Here is a 19,366-nt window from a genome sequence, read left to right on the forward strand (position 1 = left end):
GGCAAATGCTCAGCGGCTTAAGATCACTTTTTCAGCACTTTACGCGTGTAAAAGCAACCCCAAGATAACCCCTAGGATAGCGACATTGAGTTCGGGCTGGAGGTACGCAGTGCATCTGGTACTTGCCAGGAAGTTACATCGACTGAGAGGCATTGGCCCAGGTGAATCAGGCGTTGGGCGATCGCCCGCTGCCGCTCATCTCCCTGTAATAGGGGTAGGATGGTTGCCTGTAGACGGCGCAGGTAGAGTTCCTGGGCGCGATCGCACGATAGCCCAGCACAGACCTCCCGCCCAACTATTAGTAGCCGTTCCAGAATAGTGATTTCTTCGATCGCTGTCTCCAGATCCAGCTCATAGAGCAAGTGCCAGAGGGCACGAAGAATAACGCGCTCCAGAATGGTACGCATTTCAGCCGTGCGAATTTGGCAGCGGAGTTGGCGTGCTTCATTTGCGATCGCCTCCAACTCACCTAAGTGGCTGTGGCACATTTGCAAATTCGTCAGGGGCCAATCACTGGTTTCTCGCTCCAGGGCTTGCAGCGACACCATCGCTCGATGGCTGATGGCAATTTCGGCAGCAACCTGAAGTTCCTGAGGCACGTCCAGACCATCCCGATGGAAGGCCATCAACACCCCAAAGTTATCGCGATACACCTGGGTATAGAGCTGATCTAACCGGGTCAGGGTAGCCTGACTGAGTTGCCGCATAATCCGGTGGCGATCCTCTACAAATAGGTGTTGGAGATTATAGGACTGATCCCCAAAAGTACGGTTCATGACCTGGATGGTTTGAGCCGCACTAGCCAGTTGAAAAGCCTCAAACAGTTCATCCTTCAGCTGGGTAAACAGGCGACGACCTGCGAAGGGCTGGATGCAGCAATAGAAATCCCACCCGCCCAGATGCAGTACGGCAAAAACGAGATAAGCCGTTTCGTTGGTGATCTCGGACGTCAGTTGTAGCTGGCCTACTGCCAGGGTCATCGCCCCCATACGCCGTAACTGGTAATCGTACTGTTGGGTGCGGTAGGCGTAGATGCGGGATTCCTGCGGGTAGGTCTGGAAGAGGGAACTGATGGCGTAGTGGGCCGCAACCTGTTTCATGTTGATGCGGCTGGGGGAGACCAGTTGATGATAAATGTCGGCACCCGAACTAAAGAGATCCACGTTGCTGGGAATCGTTCCCAGTCGTTGGATAAACTCCCGTTCCAGTTGCGTCCCGGTCACTTCTTCAGCCAATTCCAACGCGCGGGCAGCGTAGCGCAGGATTTGCGTGCCTTCAGGCCGCGACACTTCCTCAAAGAACCAGCCGCAACTGGTGAACATCAGCAGGGCATGGCGCTGCATTTCAAGGAGCCGCAGGGCATCTACCCGTTCCGCATGGTTGAGGCGGTGGGTTTGATGACGAGTCAGGAAATGACTGATGTTCGTGGAAGAGCGATCGCCCACCACCGCAATATATTCATCCCGCGCCACCCAGGGATCAAGGAAGAAGCGCCGCCCTTCCGTTTCATAGATATCGATGAGGCGATCGCGCAACCAATTGAGCGTACTCCGTAGAGGCCGCCGCCATTGCTGGTTCCACAAACCACCACCGCCGCAGCCACAGTCCTCCTGCCAGCGATCCACACCATGGGAGCAACTCCAAGCCGTTACAGGCTTTAGCACAACCTCCCAGGTAGGCGGATGCAGACTCAGGTAATGAGCGAAGTTTGTCACCATCCAGCCCCGAGCGGGAAACTCGCGGGTAAAGGCATAGGCAAGGGCCTTTTCACTGCCGCCTTTGTGATGGCCAAAGGTCTCGCCATCAGTGGCTACCGAAACCAACTGCGCCGTTCGATGATCTCCCCGCACCGCCTGTCCTAAACGGGCAGCGAAGTGCTGAGAGCTGTTCATCACTTCACCAAAGCCCATGTCACGGGAAATAGGGCCGTCATAAAAGAAGATATCGATGTAGCGATCGCCCGAGGGCTCATTCAGATAGCAGCGGTAGGGGCGGCTGGGATCAATTTGGCTACCGCCAACTTCAGTCCAGTTAGGCTGAGGATGCTCATTCGTGGGCAGAGGGCGGCACCGCTGAGCCTGAGAGGGAGCCAGGATAATGAAGCGAATTCCCTCATCCACTAAAGCTTTGAGCGTTGGGTAATCGACAGCGGTTTCTGCCAGCCACATGCCTTCGGGCTCACGACCAAACCGGGCGCGAAAATCAGCCTTACCCCAGCGAATTTGAGTATACTTGTCGCGCTCATTGGCTAAGGGCATGATGATGTGGTTGTAGACCTGGGCGATCGCATTTCCATGCCCACCTAACCGCTCACAACTGCGGCGGTCAGCCTCTAGAATTTGTTGGTAGACCTCCGGATCGGCCTGCTCCAGCCAGCTCATCAGCGTCGGGCCGATATTAAAGCTAAGGTATTCAAAGTTATTGACGACCCCCAGTAACTCTCCATGATCATTGAGCACCCGAGCGAAGGCGTTGGGACGATAACACTCGTGATGGATCCGCTCATTCCAGTTGTGATAGGGAGCCGCGCTGGGTTGCCGCTCAATGGCATTCAGGTAGGGGTTCTCACGAGGGGGCTGGTAAAAGTGCCCATGAACCGTAACGTAGACACCTGTTGCCGTGGCACCCCCCCGTGTCGAAGCAGGCTGGGTAGCCAGAGAGGCAGAACTTGACGCGTGATCAGTTATGGAATCGGAAAAGTGTGAGGAGGTCATAGAGATCAGAAGAACGGTGGACAATGTTGACCGGGGATCACGCAATAAGGTGAGGGATCAACCAAAAACCGAATTAAAAACTAGTATTAAAAGAAGGGATCAAAAAAGGTATTTATACTTCTTGCAGTTCCTTAGGTTATGAAATCAAAGAAATCGTTGAAGAATTGATTTCATTCCATTACGAAGCCGCATCTAAGGGCAACAATCCTGTTACTTAGGAACGCTCAAAGTCTTGTCGATTATACTGCCTGCTTCCAGAACAGAGTACAGTCCGAGAGGAGGATTACAGTTTATAACTGTGGAAAGTAGCCATCAATTTTAGGGCGATCGCTCCATTTTCAGTCCTAGAACTATCCCACGAAAATGCCGACGAGCGCTTATCTTTAGACTCTATTTATGATTGCCTTCATTAATACATTATCGAGATCATCTCCATCACACTCATAGCTACGAATAGGGGAGCGCAAACTGCTCCCTCTATTCGTAGCTACAGCCATTTTCGCTAAGACATTCGGCGAGAGCGAGTACGGAGCACTCACTCTCGCCAAATGTCCTAACAAAAATGGCCAGGAGTATAAATCAATATCTTGCCAAAACCCTAATTTTGCCGTCGCTTCACAGCGGCAAAATTAGGGCTCGGATTCTCTACGTCACCAAACCTACTTGCAGCAGTTAGCTGATCGGAGGGACTTCGAGGGGAATCGCACCCAGTAAACCTTTGCGGAAATCGTTGAGGATCTCGCGGGCCGTACGTTCTTGATCGCCATTGTGGCGTTGCTCAGCCAGAGAGGCCAGATAGCTTTCGCCTGTCATGGTTTCGGGATCTAGAGTGTAGCGCGATCGCAATCCTTCCACACCCATGGGAGCGTGTTCCTGCAACCCCTTTAAAAGATCAATCAGGGCAGACGTAATGCGCTGATTATCGTAGGCCGCTTCGCCAATGTCATCACAAATGGCCAGCTTAAGAGCAGCCTCCTGGTTAGCGAGGCGGGAAGGTAGAACACCAGGAGCATCGAGCAATTCCATTTGATCGGAAATGCGCACCCACCGGAGTTGTCGCGTGACCCCAGCCCGACGGGCACTCTCTACAGCCCGACGTTTGAGAAGGCGATTGATGAGCGCTGATTTACCAACATTGGGGAAACCAATCACAACGGCCCGCACTGGACGAGGCAGCATACCCCGGTTGTGGCGGCGTTGGTTCAAGCGATCGCCAACCACTTGAGCTGCTTTCGCGACCCCATTCACCCCCGTTCCTTGATTGGCATTGGTAAAGACAGGGGCTTCCCCCTGTTGCTGAAACCAACGCTCCCACTCAGTACGAAACACGGCCGGGATCATATCCACTCGGTTCAAGACCAGCACCCGCTCTTTTTCGCCAATCCATTGGCTCAGCTGGGGATGTTGGGTCGCTAGCGGAATGCGGGCATCGCGCACTTCTAGCACGACATCAACTTTTTTCAAATTTTCCAGCAGTTGCCGCTCAGCCTTTGCAATATGGCCGGGATACCACTGAATTGGAGGAGAGGTCATAACACAATTATCGGGAACGTTGGATTTACATCAAAATCCAAACTTCCGCCTGGATGGGGCAATGCTATTCTAGGGTGCTTCTGTACGGTTCAGCCAGCGATTCTCATTATGAGGTTTAAGCCTGGAGTTCGCGCCCATAGGGCACGAACTCCAGGCTTAAACCGCCGTAGCCCACCTTCAATGAGCTGCGGGACTTCATTCCAAAATGAGAATTGCTACGGTTCAGCCCCCCAACTTGATTGAAAACGGGATTACCGTAGACCTCGCTGCCAGGCAGATAGATTTGCCACGTTGTGTCGCATATGAGCGATCGCACAGTATTTTAGCTTTGTGCTTAATTAAGTTGAGCTATTGACCAGAAGGTAAAGACATTATTTTTTGACATCATCTTGCAGTTCAAGCATCAGGGTTTCATGCTCTGACACTTCACTAGTAGGCTGCGGCCTAAGTTCACAACCTATGTTTTGTGTGGGGTGCTTCGCACCCCACACAAAACATAGGTGATGGATTTCCGCCTCAGCGTACTAGGCATTTAGAGATTCCAGACTTGTACAGGGTGCTATCTAAAATTTGCGATTCTCAAAACTGAGTTTTGTACAGATTGCAGCATTTTTTCTAGACAAAATTACCGCTTTATGTAGGACAGCGTTTTATCAATGCTGATTGATTGAATTGAGAAGAGGCGATCGCCCTACCGTTTTCCAAAATCCTATCAGCGGCTCTGCCCAGTTAAGCATGAGAGCCAAAAGCTGTGCCATTCGTTAAGTGATCGCCACAGTTTTTGGCTCTCACAGGCATTCAAAAAGTTGATTTTTTGCACCCTTCATGTGTACAGAACTTAAAGCTCTGGAATTCTATTCTTTCGCTGAAGTTTCCTTAAATTTACGGGTATACAAATGTAGAAATTGATGAGTATTTAAAGAAATGGATAAGCTCTACGAAAAAACCAGGGGTTCTTTTAGTAGTCATGATAAAAAAATGGGTGATTTAATGTGTTTAAACTTCTAATTACTATGACGGTTCCGTAGATCCCCTTAGTTTTTGACTCATTACTCTGCATATATTGGGTTAGGAGTGCATGCAGAACTTTACGAGTTTTCTTTTGAATTTATGGGTGCAAAACAGGGGTATCAGCTCGTGGAGGATGACTAAAAAATCTCGAAACGAGGCATGGTTCGTCCACCTAACGTACAAACCCTATCGTTCTCAAACTCTATGGCTGCAGAAAGCCCAGTGCGTAGATGCAGTTGAGTGCGCCATTCACTTGACCCCTAAAAGATGCTCTAAGCCACTCAAAGCCCAGAACTCAGGCAAATTATTCACTCTCGATTGAGAGATAGGAGCGGGGCTACCTCCTATGGCCGGGCTCGGTCATGAAGTTTTACATTTTACCCAGAGACGCCGTTACCTTTGGCTGCCTACCGAAACCGCATTTTGAGAGACCTGCCCAATGGAATGGACAATTGCTGCACCCTTTGTTCACTACGACAACGTTGCTCAGAGCCAATGGCTAGAGCTGTTTATGGAGAGCGATCGCCATACTCTACGCCATGTTCCCCGTAGAAAACCCCTGGAAAAATGGCACGATCGCAAAAGCAAATTTACCTCCCTTGATGAGTGGCTCGTCTATTTAGATCAGGCAAAACGAGCTCTACAGGAGGGTGCCGATGGGGTCATCACCGTATTTCCTCAACTGGCCTCAGCCGTTGGCATCCAGCAAAACCTATCACGGCAGCATGGGAAGCCTGTTGTAGCCTGGCTTTTTAACGTCGGTACTTGCTCCGATGGGTTGCGGAAATGGATGGCCCGCGCAAGCTTACGGCATATTGACCGCTTCGTCGTTCACACCCGGCGAGAACGGCAAATTTATAGCGATTGGTTGAATTTGCCAATCGAACGATTTGAATTTGTGCCCTACCAGAGCGCTCCTATTTCCGTGACCTATGAGGAGGAAATGGAGCATCCCTTCGTGGCATCCCTGGGGTCAGCCCATCGCGACTTTCCTACCTTATTTGAGGCGGTTAAGCGACTAAACATTCCAACTATTGTGGCTTCGGGTAAATCAGCCCTGGCCGGGCTGCAAATTCCTGCGAACGTACAAACGCCTCTGGGAATTGCTCGTACTGAGTGTTTCCGGTTAGCGCAGCAGGGCCGCATTAATGTCGTGCCTCTACAACCCAAGGACGGCATTACAGCGGCGGGGCAGGTCACCATCGTAGAAGCCATGTTTATGGGCCGGCCGTTGATTGCCACCCGTTGTAATGGGGTTGAAGACTATATTATTCACGGCGAAACCGGCTGGTTGGTCGAGCCCAACTCTACGGAGAGCATGTTGGAGGCGATCGACACCCTCTGGAACGATACGGCCCTACGGCAACGCCTTGGGCAAGCCGCCCAACGCTATGCCCAGGAATACTTCTCAGACCAGGCCGCAGGGAGGCATTTGACGCGCATCCTGAATGAAGTGGCTGACCAGTGGGGGTTCTGAGGCGGTCACTCTAGGCAGAGTTTGAACAGTGGATAGGGGGGGTGGAAGAGGTACTTCGTGCCCTTTTCACCCCCCGCCTAGAACACAGTATCGCGTTGTGGAATACAGAAGGTCTTCCAGCAGCGCTATTGTTCTTACATTGGCGAATTAGCTTTTGCTGTAGCGTTAGAATCTGCAGAAATTTGACACTCTAACAATAGATTTTGACCTCGCACGCAAATCCTATGCTCTCCATACTCCCTGAACAATTTGCCAGCGACAACTACTCCGGCATCTGCCCGGAAGCAATGGACTACACCCACCGCGCCAATTTAGGCAGCGCTCCAGCCTATGGCAACGACGAGTGGACACAACAAGCCACCGATCGCTTTCGGGAGTTGTTTGAGATCGATTGTGAAGTGTTTTTCGTTTTCAATGGCACCGCCGCCAATTCCCTGTCTCTAGCCAGCTTGTGTCAGTCCTATCACAGCGTTATTTGCCATGAGTTAGCTCACATCGAGACGGATGAATGTGGTGCGCCCGAGTTCGCGTCCAATGGGTCAAAGTTACTCCTGGGGCGGGGGGAAAACGGGAAACTAACGCCAGAGTCGATCGCCGCGATCGCCACCCGCCGCACCGACATCCATTACCCCAAACCTAAGGTCATCAGCCTCACCCAGACCACCGAACTGGGCACTCTCTACAGCATTGAAGAATTACGTGCTATCCGGAACATAGCCGATCGCTATCACCTGAAGATCCACATGGACGGAGCACGCTTTGCCAATGCGATCGCTGCTCTCAATGTCACTCCCGCCGAACTCACATGGAAAGTGGGGGTCGATGTACTGTGCTTCTGCGGCACCAAAAATGGTATGGCCGTTGGGGAAGCCATCATCTTTTTCAAACGGGATCTGGCAGAAGATTTCGCCTACCGTTGTAAGCAAGCGGGTCAACTCGCCTCCAAAATGCGCTTCATTGCTGCCCCCTGGTTAGGCTTACTGGAAACGGGTGCCTGGCTACGCAACGCACAACATGCTAACGAGTGTGCTGCATATATGGCTCACGAGCTCACTCGAATTGAAGGAGTTGAGTTGATGTTTCCGCAGCAGGCCAATGCGGTATTTGTCACGTTACCGGAGAGAGTGGTTAAGGGATTGCGCGATCGCGGCTGGCTGTTCTACACCTTCATTGGCGTAGGTGGAGCGCGGTTCCTCTGCTCGTGGAGTAGCACACGCGAACGCATCGATGAGCTAGTACACGACGTGAAGGACTTAATGGAACTGGTTTAGCCTTGCGGCAAAATCAACCCATGTTTAAAGGTGGGGGATACCGGGCACCCTCCACCTTTAAACATGGGCAGACTTAAACTGTCGAGTACTAGTACGCTGAGGCAGAAATCCATCACCTATGTTTTGTGTGAGGTGCGAAGCACCCCACACAAAACATAGGTTGCGAACTTAGGCCGCAGCCTACTAGCTTCTGCCTTGGCCTCGAAATAGTGGCTAAGGAACCACCAACACAGGACAGGGCGACAGGTTAATCACCCGGTTTGTAACGCTATGAGCTGCGCCCTCATCCGTCAGGCCCGTACCCCGGGACCCCATAATAATGAGGTTGGCATTGAGTTCGTCGGCTACATCGCAGATGACAAAGGCAGGCTTGCCTGTCCGTTCGATAACTTCGGCTTTGATGCCTTCATTGGCAAAGAGTTCTTGAGCGTTTTGGAGAAGTGCGGCGATCGCCTCGGGTGACACCATATCGGCCTCCACCGTAGTGGCATCATCAGGCTCTTCAACGACAGAGAGCAGCACCAGACGGCTTTTATAATTTTTTACAACATCGGTAACAACCTCAGCAGCCTCCTGAGATTCGCGACTGTGATCGATCGGAAATAAAACGGTCTTAAACATGGCTTTACCTCGCCAGGGTTCCAGATTCCTGTAGAGTTTTGAATGGGGCGTGGGTGTTGACAGCCTACCGAACGGTGGTGCCGCACCCACTACGAGTGTAGAACGTTATTGGGATGGTAATGGCTTGGGTAGGGGCGGTTCCCCCCACAGTAGCGATTCCCAAAGTCGGCACCAAACCCATAAACTCCCCAATACGGCACAGTCTGGCGACTGAAGCAAAAAAGACAGAGCGGGGTGCGATCCCCAATTCTTACCCTTTTTTTGTAAAGGATTTCAGATAAGACCGTTACGTTTTACAATAATAATAGGTATAAACACTCACCTAGGGGGTTAGAGAGGTGTCTAAGAAATCCGTTTCCAGCCTGACGGCGGCTGACCTGCAAGACAAACGTGTTTTAGTGCGGAACGACTTCAACGTTCCCCTCGATGACGCGGGCAACATTACCGATGACACCCGCATTCGTGCGGCGCTGCCGACCATTAATTACCTCACCAAGAATGGTGCGAAGGTAATCCTCAGCAGCCACTTCGGCCGTCCCAAAGGGGATGATTTCGCCAGCCGCGTGACCGACAAGTTCCGCCTCACCCCCGTTGCTAAGCGCCTGTCGGAGCTGCTGGAGCAAGAGGTGATCAAGCCTTCTGACTGTATTGGGGATGAAGTCGCCAGCGTTGTTGCCGCTATGAAGCCTGGTCAGGTCATTCTGCTGGAAAACGTGCGTTTCCACCCCGAAGAAGAAAAGAACGACCCTGAATTCGCCAAGCAGTTGGCCTCTGTTGCGGACCTATACGTTAACGATGCGTTCGGTACAGCCCACCGCGCCCACGCCTCCACAGAAGGTGTGACCAAGTACCTCTCCACCTCGGTTGCTGGCTTCCTGATCGAGAAAGAGCTGGAGTACCTCCAGAATGCGATCGACAATCCCCAGCGTCCCCTAGCTGCCATCATCGGTGGCTCCAAAGTATCCAGCAAAATTACCGTTATCGAAGCGCTGCTTGAGAAAGTCGACAAGCTGCTGATCGGCGGCGGTATGATCTTCACCTTCTACAAAGCTCGTGGCCTGAGCGTCGGTAAGTCTCTGGTAGAAGACGAGTTTCTGGAACTGGCGAAGACCCTGGAAGCCAAAGCCAAGGAGAAGGGCGTTGATCTGTTGCTGCCCACCGATGTGGTTGTGGCGGATAACTTCTCTCCCGATGCCAACGCTCAAACTGTTAGCGTTGAGTCAATTCCGGATGGCTGGATGGGTCTGGATATCGGGCCCGACTCGGTGAAGGTGTTCCAGGATGCCCTGAAGCAGTGCAAGTCCGTCGTCTGGAACGGCCCCATGGGTGTGTTTGAGTTTGACAAGTTTGCACAGGGTACTGAGGCGATCGCCCACACCCTGGCTGAACTCACCGGCACCGGCACCACCACCATCATCGGCGGTGGCGACTCCGTAGCGGCGGTTGAGAAAGTGGGTGTTGCCGAGAAGATGAGCCACATCTCCACGGGTGGCGGTGCTAGCCTCGAACTGCTGGAAGGCAAAGTCCTTCCCGGTATCTCAGCACTGAATGATGCCTAAGGTTTGTTTCTAGTTTTTGAGGTGCTTCGCACCTCAAAAACTAAAGGGATGACTTGATGCCTAAGGTTTGTTTCTAGTTTTCCGGGTGTTTCGCACCCGGAAAAATAAAGGGATGACCTGAGTAATTGAGACTTGATTCAACAACGTTGAGGGGATACCGAATCGGTATCCCTTTTTGTTTAGGACTTACGTGTTTGTGTTGGGTGTGGTGTGCTTCGCACACCACACCCAACACAAACACGTAAGTCCTGTTGAAGGCTTCAGGGCAAAAAAACACCAGGTGTTTTTGGAAACACCCGGTGTCTGGCCTTTTAGAATGAGGGCGATCGCCCACCACCCTACTTAATGAAGAGCATTTCCTGATACTTGGGCAACGGCCACAGATCATCTGCAACTTCGCCCTCCAGGGCATCAGCATACTCGCGCACCTTATCCATTAGCGGACGGAGGGTTGTGGCGGAATATTGCATGTGCTCCTCAGTGCTGGAGAAATCATGGTTATCCAGGGCACTTTCCAATTTGCTGACGGTATCCATCATCAATTTGGTTAGCGCAGCCACCTTCTCAGCGCTTTCTTTTTCCAATTCAATGCCGATCGCCTTCAAGCTGGCAATGCTGCTAGAGAGTTCTGTCAGATAGCGGAACGCTGCCGGGTAAATCACCGTTTTGGCGAGGCTGATAACCAGCTTGGCCTCCATAGCAATGACTTGAATGTATTGCTCGCCATAGACCTCAAAGCGGCTTTCTAGCTCCTTGGCTGTCAACACACCCGTCCGTTCGAACAGTTCTTCAACGTCAGGCTGCTTCAAGACGGGCAACGCATCGGCGCTGGTCGGGAGATTTTTTAGCCCCCGCTCTACTGCCATCTTGTGCCATTCCTCGGAGTAGCCATTGCCTCCGAAGATGACCGCACTATGAAGCTCCATAACCTTTTTCAGCACGGTATAAGCGGCCTGATTCAAGTCAGCCCCTTTCGCTAACTCGGCTTCCAGCTCGTCAGCAACCCAGGTGAGGGAGTCGGACAGGATTGTATTCATGGCCACGAGGGGGCCAGATACCGCCTGGTTGGAGCCCACGGCACGGAATTCAAAGCGGTTGCCCGTGAAGGCGAAGGGGGAGGTGCGGTTGCGATCGCCCGGATCCCTCGGAAACTCTGGCAGAGTATCCACACCCAGACTCATCACCCCAGGATGGGACGAGGCTTTGACATCCCCCTGTTTAATTTGCTCGAACACATCCTCCAGTTGGGAACCCAGATATACCGAGATGATGGCGGGAGGTGCTTCGTTGGCCCCCAGACGATGGTCATTGCTGGCGGATGCGACCACCGCCCGTAGGAGTGGCCCATACTTGTGAACGCCACGAATGACCGCGCCGCAGAACAGCAAAAATTGCAGGTTGGCGTGGGGAGTGTCGCCCGGATCGAGCAGGTTGCCCTGGGTGGCATTGCCCACTGACCAATTGACGTGTTTGCCAGAACCGTTGATGCCTGCAAACGGCTTTTCATGGAGCAGGCAGACAAAGCCGTGCTTCTTGGCCGTGTTCCGCAGAATCGTCATGGTCATCTGCTGGTGGTCACTGGCAACGTTGGCCGCTTCAAAGACAGGCGCGATTTCAAATTGGCCAGGAGCTACTTCGTTATGGCGGGTTTTGGCCGGGATGCCCAACCGATACATGCGCTCTTCCACGTCTTGCATGAAGATTTGCACCCGCTCGGGGATAGCGCCGAAGTAGTGATCGTCAAACTGCTGACCCTTAGCGGCGGGTCTACCAAACAGCGTCCGCCCCGTGAGGAGCAGGTCAGGGCGACTGTTGGCGAAATGAGTATCCACCAGGAAATACTCTTGCTCAGCTCCGCAGCTTGAGTTGACGGGAGCGACGTCGGTATGACCCAACAGCTTGAGCAGCCGTGTAGCCGCTTTGCTCATGACAGCATTGGAGCGGAGGAGCGGAGTTTTTTTATCAAGGGCTTCACCTGTCCAGGAGATGAAAACCGTTGGGATACAGAGAGTTGCCCCGTTATCCGTTTGCATGATGTAGGCGGGGCTGGTGACATCCCACGCTGTGTAACCGCGTGCCTCGAAAGTGGAGCGGATGCCGCCATTGGGGAACGAGGAGCCATCCGGCTCGCCCTGCACTAACACTTTGCCGGTAAATTCTGTAATTACGGAGCCGTCACTTTGCACTGAGACGAAGCCATCGTGCTTCTCAGCGGTGATGTTGGTCATCGGGTAGAAGACGTGGGCATAGTAGAGCGCCCCCTTGGAAATGGCCCAATCCTTCATGGCGGCAGCGACCACCCCCGCCACCGAGACGTCTAGTTTGCCGCCCGTTTTTACTGTTTTCTGAATCGCTTTGAAGACATCTTTAGGCAGACACGCCTGCATTTTGTTCAGAGTGAAGACATCGGTTGCCCACAACTCTTCCAAACGAGTGGGAAGCTTGGCGGGTACTTTTTCGCGATCGGTAATCTGACAAATGGCGGTGAAGCGTGACTCGTTGCCGCTCATATAACTCTGCTTGTCCTTAAATATTGGGTCAGGGAATGCTTGAAAGGCTGATTCTTACACAGCTTCTTTATCAAAAACTACCGTTTCTAGCGTTCAATCAAACAACCCCTCACCGAGAGTACTGTGTGGCGATCGCACAAAAGGTATGAAAGATAGTAAAGCGACAAAAACCCGATTCAAGCTCTCAACAAATTAAGCCATAATTTACCACAAAAAATCACTGAAAGGGTCCTTAAGATAACGCTGACAGTAATTCTTGTTATGGGCTTAAAAGGTAAGAGTTTGTACCCGTAGGGCATGAACTCTCACCTTTAAGCTAAGAAACAGCCCGCTTCGGCAGACTGTATTCTTGGCTTAATTCAAAATGAGAATTTCTGGGTTACTGAAGAGGGCGGTCAAGGCAGCTTTCCAACTATTTGTAAACCTTAATCCTACGGAATTACATTCCCTAAAGCTATAAATAGTGGCTTATACTTGACCGATGAATTATTCCTTGTCTCTGATTAGTAGCAATACTTTTTAGGGGCTTTTTTTAGAGACTTTTATGGTCCTTTGTATTTCGCCTCACCTCTTATCAAGCTCTCAATAGATCAGCGATTTCCTTGTAGGCAGAGGTGAGGCGATCGCCCAACACCCGAATCACCGCTGCTTGAAATGAGGCAGCAATGTAGAGTCAGCAGGGCGCTCGCCAAGCTCATCTCCGGTAACCAGCGGACTGAATACTCTGGTTGTATCAGCATCAGGCATGGGGCAAGCTAAAGAATAGACTTCTTGCATGAATCGTTGCGCAACAAAGCTGCGCAACGATTCACGTCCTCAAAAACGATGCATGCAGAAGGTCTAATGAAAAGCGAAAGGAATCTGGTGGGGCGATCGCGCTACTTCGCCAATTCTGCCTCGATCGCCGAAATCAGCTCAGGCGAATTTGGGGCAACCCGACTGGGAAAACGGCCCACCACTTCCCCCGTTTTGCTAATGAGAAACTTCTCAAAGTTCCAGGCAACATCTCCAGGGGGATTGGAAGACTGGGTCAGAGTCGCGTATAGGGGATGCTGGTCAGCTCCTTTGGCATGCACCTTGTCAAACATCTCAAAGCTGGCACCGTAGCGGGTCGAGCAAAACTGTTGGATTTCCTCGTTGCTGCCGGGTTCCTGTGCCCCGAAGTCGTTGCAGGGGAAACCCAGCACTCGCAAGCCCTGGTCTTTGTATTTCTGGTTCAGTTCTTCCAGCCCTTCGTACTGTGGAGTGTAGCCACAATAGGAAGCTACATTGACAATGAGAAGAACATTTCCGGCATAGTCACCCAATGTCTTGGAAGTGCCAGTGATGGTGTTTACAGCAATATCCGATACGGTACTCATAGGAAATGGTGAGTTAGGAATCCATTTTGTAGCGTAACGGTTTTTTGTGAAGTTGTGTAAAGTGGGGCGATCGCCGCTCACTCACCCCAAAACTCAGACACCAAGTGTTTCTCAAAACACCCGGTGTCTAAGGAGGTTTCTGCATAAGAATCTACCCAGGATGTTGGTGCTTTGCCCGCTTCGCGGGCAAAGCACCAACATCCTGGGGGTAATTTCATTGTTGGAAATCTCCTAACCTCTACAACTTCAGCCAAGCTTTTCTAAAGCCGAGACAGCAACTCCTGCTTTTTCGCCTGAAACTCTTCCTCCGTCAGCACGCCCTGTTCCTTCAACTTGCCGAGCTGCTCTAGCGTCTGAAAAATCTTGGCGGCATCATCGCCCTTATCATTCTCTAAATCAGATACGTAGGTTTTTCCGCGCTCGAAGGCTGAATCGTAAATCGTTTTGAGCTGGTCTTCTACAAAGTTGTTCAGCGTACCCGAATTTGAGAAATGGTTAACAGCGACCTGCCCCACGGCATAGGTTGATGCTCCGGAGGTCAGCGCCATCGAAGCCCCACCCACCAGCGTTCCAACGCCAGGAAGGGCTTTGAGGAAGCTGGCTCCCAGCCGCGCCAGGCTTGTTCCCGTCAATGCCGAGACAAACGCTTTGCCATTGCTTTTGGAATAATCCACGCCATAAAGCTGGGCCAATTGCTGAAGCATTTCCAGTTGAATTGCCGTAACCGCCGCAAAATCTACCAGAGGAATCGGAATCAATCCACCACCCATCGCCCACAACACATGGGTACGGATGATCGCTTCAGCTTGCGTATTCTGGCTCATGGGTGTTTCCCTATAAAACAGTAGGAGAATTTGTCTCTCGGTTAATGGTATTTCAGTTAAAACACATCCCAGAGGTATCTACCACTAGTACTCTTGTGGTCACACACTCATTCATTGACAGCACAAACCAATCGATTTTTTGGCTTTAATAAGCCTTCATTGATAGTATTTACAGAATTCAGAGAAGAGTTTTCAGAAAATTAAACTTTTTGTAAAGAGCAGGTTGTTTCAACTTTGCGAAAGCTACCTTAGAACAAGGCTTTCCAGTCTTATATTATGACGTCCTAGAGAAGCTAGCTTCTAAATACTTCTCTTAAATAAGTTTAAGGTGCATTCAAATAAATGTTTGCTCAACAATTACTGAGTGAGCATAGTCCTTATGAATTTACAGAACATAAACAGCTATTGATTTTTTGCCAAACATATTGTTTCAAAAAGGGGAATCATGAATTTAGCCAGAGCAATAGGATCATTGTCCTCTAGCGACTTACCGTTAATTAGCGATCGCGAACAGCTACTTTTTACTATTGAAGACACCCGTAAACGTGCTGATCAACTGCAAGAACAACTAGTTCCAAAACTTAAAACCCTTCTTACAAAGGCTTGCAGCTTGATTAATGAAATTTATGGCGAACATACACTCTCATCGTGCAGAACAACAACAACTCCGGCTCACCGTCCAAACGCAAAACAAACTAAACCGTTTGAAGTCGCAACTGCTGGTTTAGCGATAGAAGGCCAAGCATGGTTTTTTCAGCAAAGGTTTGAGTGCGCCCAAGACAGGCTTTATGTCAACTTTTTTGGGTTAAGAGGGTTAGAGGGTAATCCGATCATTCAGGTGCTTAAAAAGTATCCGAGCGAAGCCATTCGACTATTAGAATATGGTGAATATGAACTCTATTCGGAGACAATTGAATCTCCTAATGAAGATCAGAGTATAAACTTTATTGAATTGATCAGTAGACTACAGTTGGTTCCCGAAAGGGAATGGAAGGGCACTTACATTAGCGGAACTCCTATTCATCTTCCGGTTAAAAATGTTGACAGAATTCTTCCAGCACTTCACGACTTTATAGTGCTTTTTCCTATCTTCCGTGCCGCAGCCAATGTATTGAATGGAAAAGATGATTGTTTTAGAGACTATACAGAGCGCTTTTGGCGCTGGCAAAGCAAGCACCAAACTCCAAAAACTGAACCCTCATCTCATCATTTCCCAGACGAAGTAGACACAACACAGGCATTCCGTGAAGGGGCAGTGAAGCAGGTTCTAGTCAACACTTACGAGCGAGATCCTAAAGCTCGACAGAGATGTATCGATCACTACGGCTCAAGCTGTGTAGTGTGTGGTTTCAATTTTGGTAAGATTTTTGGCCCCCTGGGCGAAGGTTTTATTCATATCCATCACTTGCGTCCTATTGCGGAAATAGGAGAAGAGTATGAAGTTGATCCAGTTAAAGATCTACGCCCTGTCTGCCCAAACTGTCATGCTATGATTCACCATCAATCACCAGCCCTGAGTATTGGAGAAATGAAAATATTATTGGAAACTTTTAGTAAGAATTGTGCCTTCTAAATGCACTACTTATTCTAATACTCCTGTTCTACGAAGATATTTTTGAAAAGGTCTGCAAGATGGTAAAGGTTTGGAAGGAGGAGAATTTAGAACGCCGAACCCAACATTCAACCTTGCAACCTGTATGGAATTACTTCGTTGAAGTTTGTGGATTCACGTTCAAATTTGATTCCATAGAGCAACTTGAACAGGTGCTTGAATACTACAGGCAGAAAATTCATCCCAGTTCCATCATTCCGCGCTTAGATCGGTCTCTTGAAAAGATCGATCGGTCTTTAATTCAGCGTTGGTATGAACGGCTTCCGCTCTATTTACGGAAAGAACCCAAACGACAGAAAGTGGTCGCGGCTCTGGAACAGGCACGCCAAAGAATTCACGATGATGATTTAACGATTCATCCGACTGAAACTCCCAAAGGAAAACCCGTACGTTTTGAGCCCGTTAGTGAAGCATTCTGGTGCCGGACGTGCGATCGCCCTCTCGGCTACGGTCGCTGCAAACGCTGCCGCGCTAAACAAGCCCTCGACCCCGAAAAGTACAAACCCAAAGAACCATCGATCCCCTTCTGCAACACCTGCGGCGTCAATCTTGGACAGGGCAGCTGCAAATGGTGCAAAGCCCGCAGAAGCTGACAAGAACCATAAAAGACTTTCAGTTGTGTGCGTAGATCACTTAAAGTGCAGCTGCGATTTCATAAATAACATATGAAGCTTACTTGGGCTTCCTGATAGGGAATTGGTTATTAGAAAGGAGAATTGTCCCCAACTGGGCACATATAAAAACATGCCTGGCAGTCTCCCGGATTATAAGCATGACACCTATCAGCCTTCGCTCTGCACTACAAAGCTTGCCCGAAAATGCTCTGGAAGCGATTGTTAATCGACAGTTTGCAACCAAGTTATTAGAAGCTTTAGGCTTTCAGGCTGAGGAAATTTACCCTGAGTATCCCATTCGCAGAATGGCTGTCGATATAGCGGCCCGGAAGAATGTTGGGGATGACATTTTTATTAACACTAAAAAGAATCCCTATCTTTTAGTCGAACTAAAAGGTAGGGACGTCAATCTGACAGAAGGAAGCCAACCCTATAAGAATACTGTTCAACAGTTGAAACGGTATTTGCTAGCTCCTGAATGTCATTCAGCGGCATGGGGAATCATTACCAATTCATGCCATATACAACTTTTCCGAAAACATGGAAAGGTCGTTTTTCCTGCAACTCCGTGCCATCCCATTAACAAGGATAATATCGAGGATATTACAGCTACAATTCGAGAGAAAATCGAGTCTCCCTCCAGGGCCCTAACAATAGCTCTATACAATAACAAGGGTGGCGTAGGAAAAACAACGACTACAGTCAATCTTGCGGGTATTCTTACACTGCTTGGAAAAAAGATCTTGGTCATTGACTTTGATCCCAACCAACAGGATTTAACAAGTGCATTAGGATTACCACTGAGTGAAGACGCTCTCTTCACAGCTCTCATCAATCGCGATACAGAGTTAAAAACTGCTATCCGTCCTTATAAGTTCTTATTTAGAAGTAAAAAACTGGAAACCAGATTTGATGTCATCCCATCAGATAAAAGGCTAGTTTCTGAAGCCGAAAATGAGCTGAAGATACATGGTTATAAGCCAGGCAATGGCTTACTTCATCGCAAACTGAAATCTCTAAGAAACGAATACGATTATATTTTGATAGACGCGCCTCCTAATTGGCGTCTTTTCAGCAAACTAGCAGTTTATGCAGCAGATGTTGTTCTACTTCCGACAAAACACAACAACTTGTTCTCTTTAGAAAATGCTGTTACTGCAATTAAGGATTTTATTCCTGAAATACAACAGGAAAAGAGTGATGGCAGTCCAATTGCTTTACCCATTTTCTTTAATGGCGAAAGAATGACGGAGCCTCAGAAAGCTGCCGTAGAAAAAGTTATGGAGAGCATGATTCAGGCGGCTAAAAGGAACGATGGATTTGATTTAGCTCCTTATTTCTTTCCTAAGAGACGCCGTGCTGGAGAAGACACGCATGTTCTCTGTGTACCCGGCCATGCAAGTATTTCGAGTTCAGCGTTCTTTCGTGTTCCTGCCGTTTTTCGAGATAAATCAGCCCTTGAGTACTACAAGAACTTAGTGAAGGAGTATTTTCTATAATGGCGAATCCAAAAGATATTGGAAATTTAATGCACCTTTATCTCGATGAAATTGATCCGGGTAAAGGAACGAATACTCCTCAATTTCTCATTCAGGCTTCTGCTCATTTGCTGAACGAAAAGGGTAGGCGAAATTGGGTTCCGTTAATTGTGAGAGAAGTAGGAGGCGATCGCTACGAGGTCATTGGCAACACCTTTGTCTATGCCGTTGCAGAAGAAGCAGGCTTAGAACGAGTTTGGTGCATTATTGCTGACGACAGCGATAACACCGCCGAAGTTACTCGCGTATTAGCGGGTGAAGAGATACCAAAAGTAAATCTCTCGAAAGCATCGAGAGATGAAATTATGGCAGCTCTGGAATATGTCATGGAACAACCCGGCAGCCCTCTCAAAACCATTAAGTTAGCCGTAGCCACCAATCGTATCGATGAAGCTCCCCGACAATTTTGGAAGACACTCGATCCAGTTGTCACCTTAAAGTGCGGGATTACAAAAGGGAAGAAGCTAGATGTACTCAAGCAAGTCTTCTATCTAACTCCACAGCTCAAATCAGAACCACAGCCAGAACCTGAACCAGAAGACAAACTAGAAGGCAATTTAAAAGCCACTGGCGATACCATCTCTCTTCAAAGCATGACAGCCGCCAAGTTGAAGGAGTTAGCCAAGAAACAGAAAATTTATGGCTATAGCAAAATGAAAAAAGACGAGCTTATTGCAGCTCTAAGCCAAGCCAGCCAATAATCTCAGCGCTACTGGAATGA

15 protein-coding genes are annotated in these 19,366 nt (G+C 49.6%); 7 read left to right on the forward strand and 8 right to left on the reverse strand.

Annotation, left to right across the window (positions count from 1 at the left end):
* Nucleotides 1-71: 71 nt before the first annotated feature.
* The 3 genes from NDI52_RS09075 to NDI52_RS09085 all read right to left on the reverse strand — a co-directional run bounded on the left by NDI52_RS09075 (nucleotide 72) and on the right by NDI52_RS09085 (nucleotide 4,563).
* On the reverse strand, nucleotides 72-2,714 hold the full coding sequence (locus NDI52_RS09075; protein ID WP_190772654.1) for a DUF3536 domain-containing protein: 2,643 nt from the start codon (nucleotides 2,712-2,714) through the stop codon (nucleotides 72-74).
* A gap of 672 nt (nucleotides 2,715-3,386) precedes the next feature.
* Nucleotides 3,387-4,247 (reverse strand): ribosome biogenesis GTPase YlqF, encoded by an 861-nt coding sequence (gene ylqF, locus NDI52_RS09080; RefSeq protein WP_190772653.1) that lies wholly within the window; start codon nucleotides 4,245-4,247, stop codon nucleotides 3,387-3,389.
* 115 nt (nucleotides 4,248-4,362) lie between these two features.
* Nucleotides 4,363-4,563, reverse strand: a complete 201-nt coding sequence (locus NDI52_RS09085; protein ID WP_190772652.1) for a hypothetical protein — start codon at nucleotides 4,561-4,563, stop codon at nucleotides 4,363-4,365.
* A 1,134-nt stretch (nucleotides 4,564-5,697) separates the two neighbouring features.
* Here NDI52_RS09085 and NDI52_RS09090 point away from each other — a divergent pair.
* Together NDI52_RS09090 and NDI52_RS09095 are read left to right on the forward strand one after the other, a co-directional pair.
* A complete protein-coding gene (locus NDI52_RS09090; RefSeq protein WP_190772651.1) occupies nucleotides 5,698-6,735 on the forward strand; it encodes a glycosyltransferase in 1,038 nt (345 codons plus the stop codon).
* Between the two features lie 224 nt (nucleotides 6,736-6,959).
* A complete protein-coding gene (locus NDI52_RS09095; RefSeq protein ID WP_190772650.1) occupies nucleotides 6,960-8,006 on the forward strand; it encodes a low specificity L-threonine aldolase in 1,047 nt (348 codons plus the stop codon).
* Between the two features lie 213 nt (nucleotides 8,007-8,219).
* Here the strand turns inward: NDI52_RS09095 and NDI52_RS09100 are convergent, their stop codons facing one another.
* Nucleotides 8,220-8,627 (reverse strand): universal stress protein, encoded by a 408-nt coding sequence (locus NDI52_RS09100; RefSeq protein ID WP_190772649.1) that lies wholly within the window; start codon nucleotides 8,625-8,627, stop codon nucleotides 8,220-8,222.
* A gap of 338 nt (nucleotides 8,628-8,965) precedes the next feature.
* On the opposite strand from NDI52_RS09100, the gene NDI52_RS09105 reads away from it, so the two are divergent.
* A complete protein-coding gene (locus NDI52_RS09105) occupies nucleotides 8,966-10,186 on the forward strand; it encodes a phosphoglycerate kinase (RefSeq protein WP_190772648.1) in 1,221 nt (406 codons plus the stop codon).
* A gap of 338 nt (nucleotides 10,187-10,524) precedes the next feature.
* Here the strand turns inward: NDI52_RS09105 and NDI52_RS09110 are convergent, their stop codons facing one another.
* The 4 genes from NDI52_RS09110 to NDI52_RS09125 all read right to left on the reverse strand — a co-directional run bounded on the left by NDI52_RS09110 (nucleotide 10,525) and on the right by NDI52_RS09125 (nucleotide 14,911).
* Nucleotides 10,525-12,696 carry a glutamine synthetase III gene (locus tag NDI52_RS09110; protein ID WP_190772647.1) on the reverse strand — a complete coding sequence of 724 codons (2,172 nt, stop codon included), beginning with the start codon at nucleotides 12,694-12,696 and terminating at the stop codon, nucleotides 10,525-10,527.
* 878 nt (nucleotides 12,697-13,574) lie between these two features.
* A complete protein-coding gene (locus NDI52_RS09115; RefSeq protein WP_190772646.1) occupies nucleotides 13,575-14,057 on the reverse strand; it encodes a glutathione peroxidase in 483 nt (160 codons plus the stop codon).
* Nucleotides 14,058-14,134: 77 nt separating this feature from the next.
* The gene (locus NDI52_RS09120) at nucleotides 14,135-14,275 is read right to left on the reverse strand and encodes a hypothetical protein (protein ID WP_190772645.1); all 141 of its coding nucleotides are present in this window, start codon (nucleotides 14,273-14,275) and stop codon (nucleotides 14,135-14,137) included.
* 42 nt (nucleotides 14,276-14,317) lie between these two features.
* A complete protein-coding gene (locus NDI52_RS09125) occupies nucleotides 14,318-14,911 on the reverse strand; it encodes a DUF697 domain-containing protein (protein WP_347280015.1) in 594 nt (197 codons plus the stop codon).
* Between the two features lie 415 nt (nucleotides 14,912-15,326).
* On the opposite strand from NDI52_RS09125, the gene NDI52_RS09130 reads away from it, so the two are divergent.
* From NDI52_RS09130 to NDI52_RS09145, 4 genes are all read left to right on the forward strand, one after another.
* Nucleotides 15,327-16,454, forward strand: coding sequence for an HNH endonuclease (locus NDI52_RS09130; protein ID WP_190772643.1), 1,128 nt, complete (start codon nucleotides 15,327-15,329; stop codon nucleotides 16,452-16,454).
* Between the two features lie 59 nt (nucleotides 16,455-16,513).
* Nucleotides 16,514-17,086 carry a hypothetical protein gene (locus tag NDI52_RS09135; RefSeq protein ID WP_190772642.1) on the forward strand — a complete coding sequence of 191 codons (573 nt, stop codon included), beginning with the start codon at nucleotides 16,514-16,516 and terminating at the stop codon, nucleotides 17,084-17,086.
* 179 nt (nucleotides 17,087-17,265) lie between these two features.
* Complete coding sequence (locus NDI52_RS09140; protein WP_190772641.1) at nucleotides 17,266-18,606, forward strand: AAA family ATPase; 1,341 nt, start codon at nucleotides 17,266-17,268, stop codon at nucleotides 18,604-18,606.
* Entirely contained in the window at nucleotides 18,606-19,346 is a 741-nt protein-coding gene (locus NDI52_RS09145; RefSeq protein ID WP_190772640.1) for a Rho termination factor N-terminal domain-containing protein, read from the forward strand. Before NDI52_RS09140 ends, NDI52_RS09145 begins: the two co-directional genes overlap by 1 nt.
* The last annotated feature ends 20 nt before the right edge of the window (nucleotides 19,347-19,366 follow it).

The organism is Leptolyngbya sp. PL-A3 (assembly GCF_039962325.1).
GTDB lineage: Bacteria > Cyanobacteriota > Cyanobacteriia > Elainellales > Elainellaceae > Vacuolonema.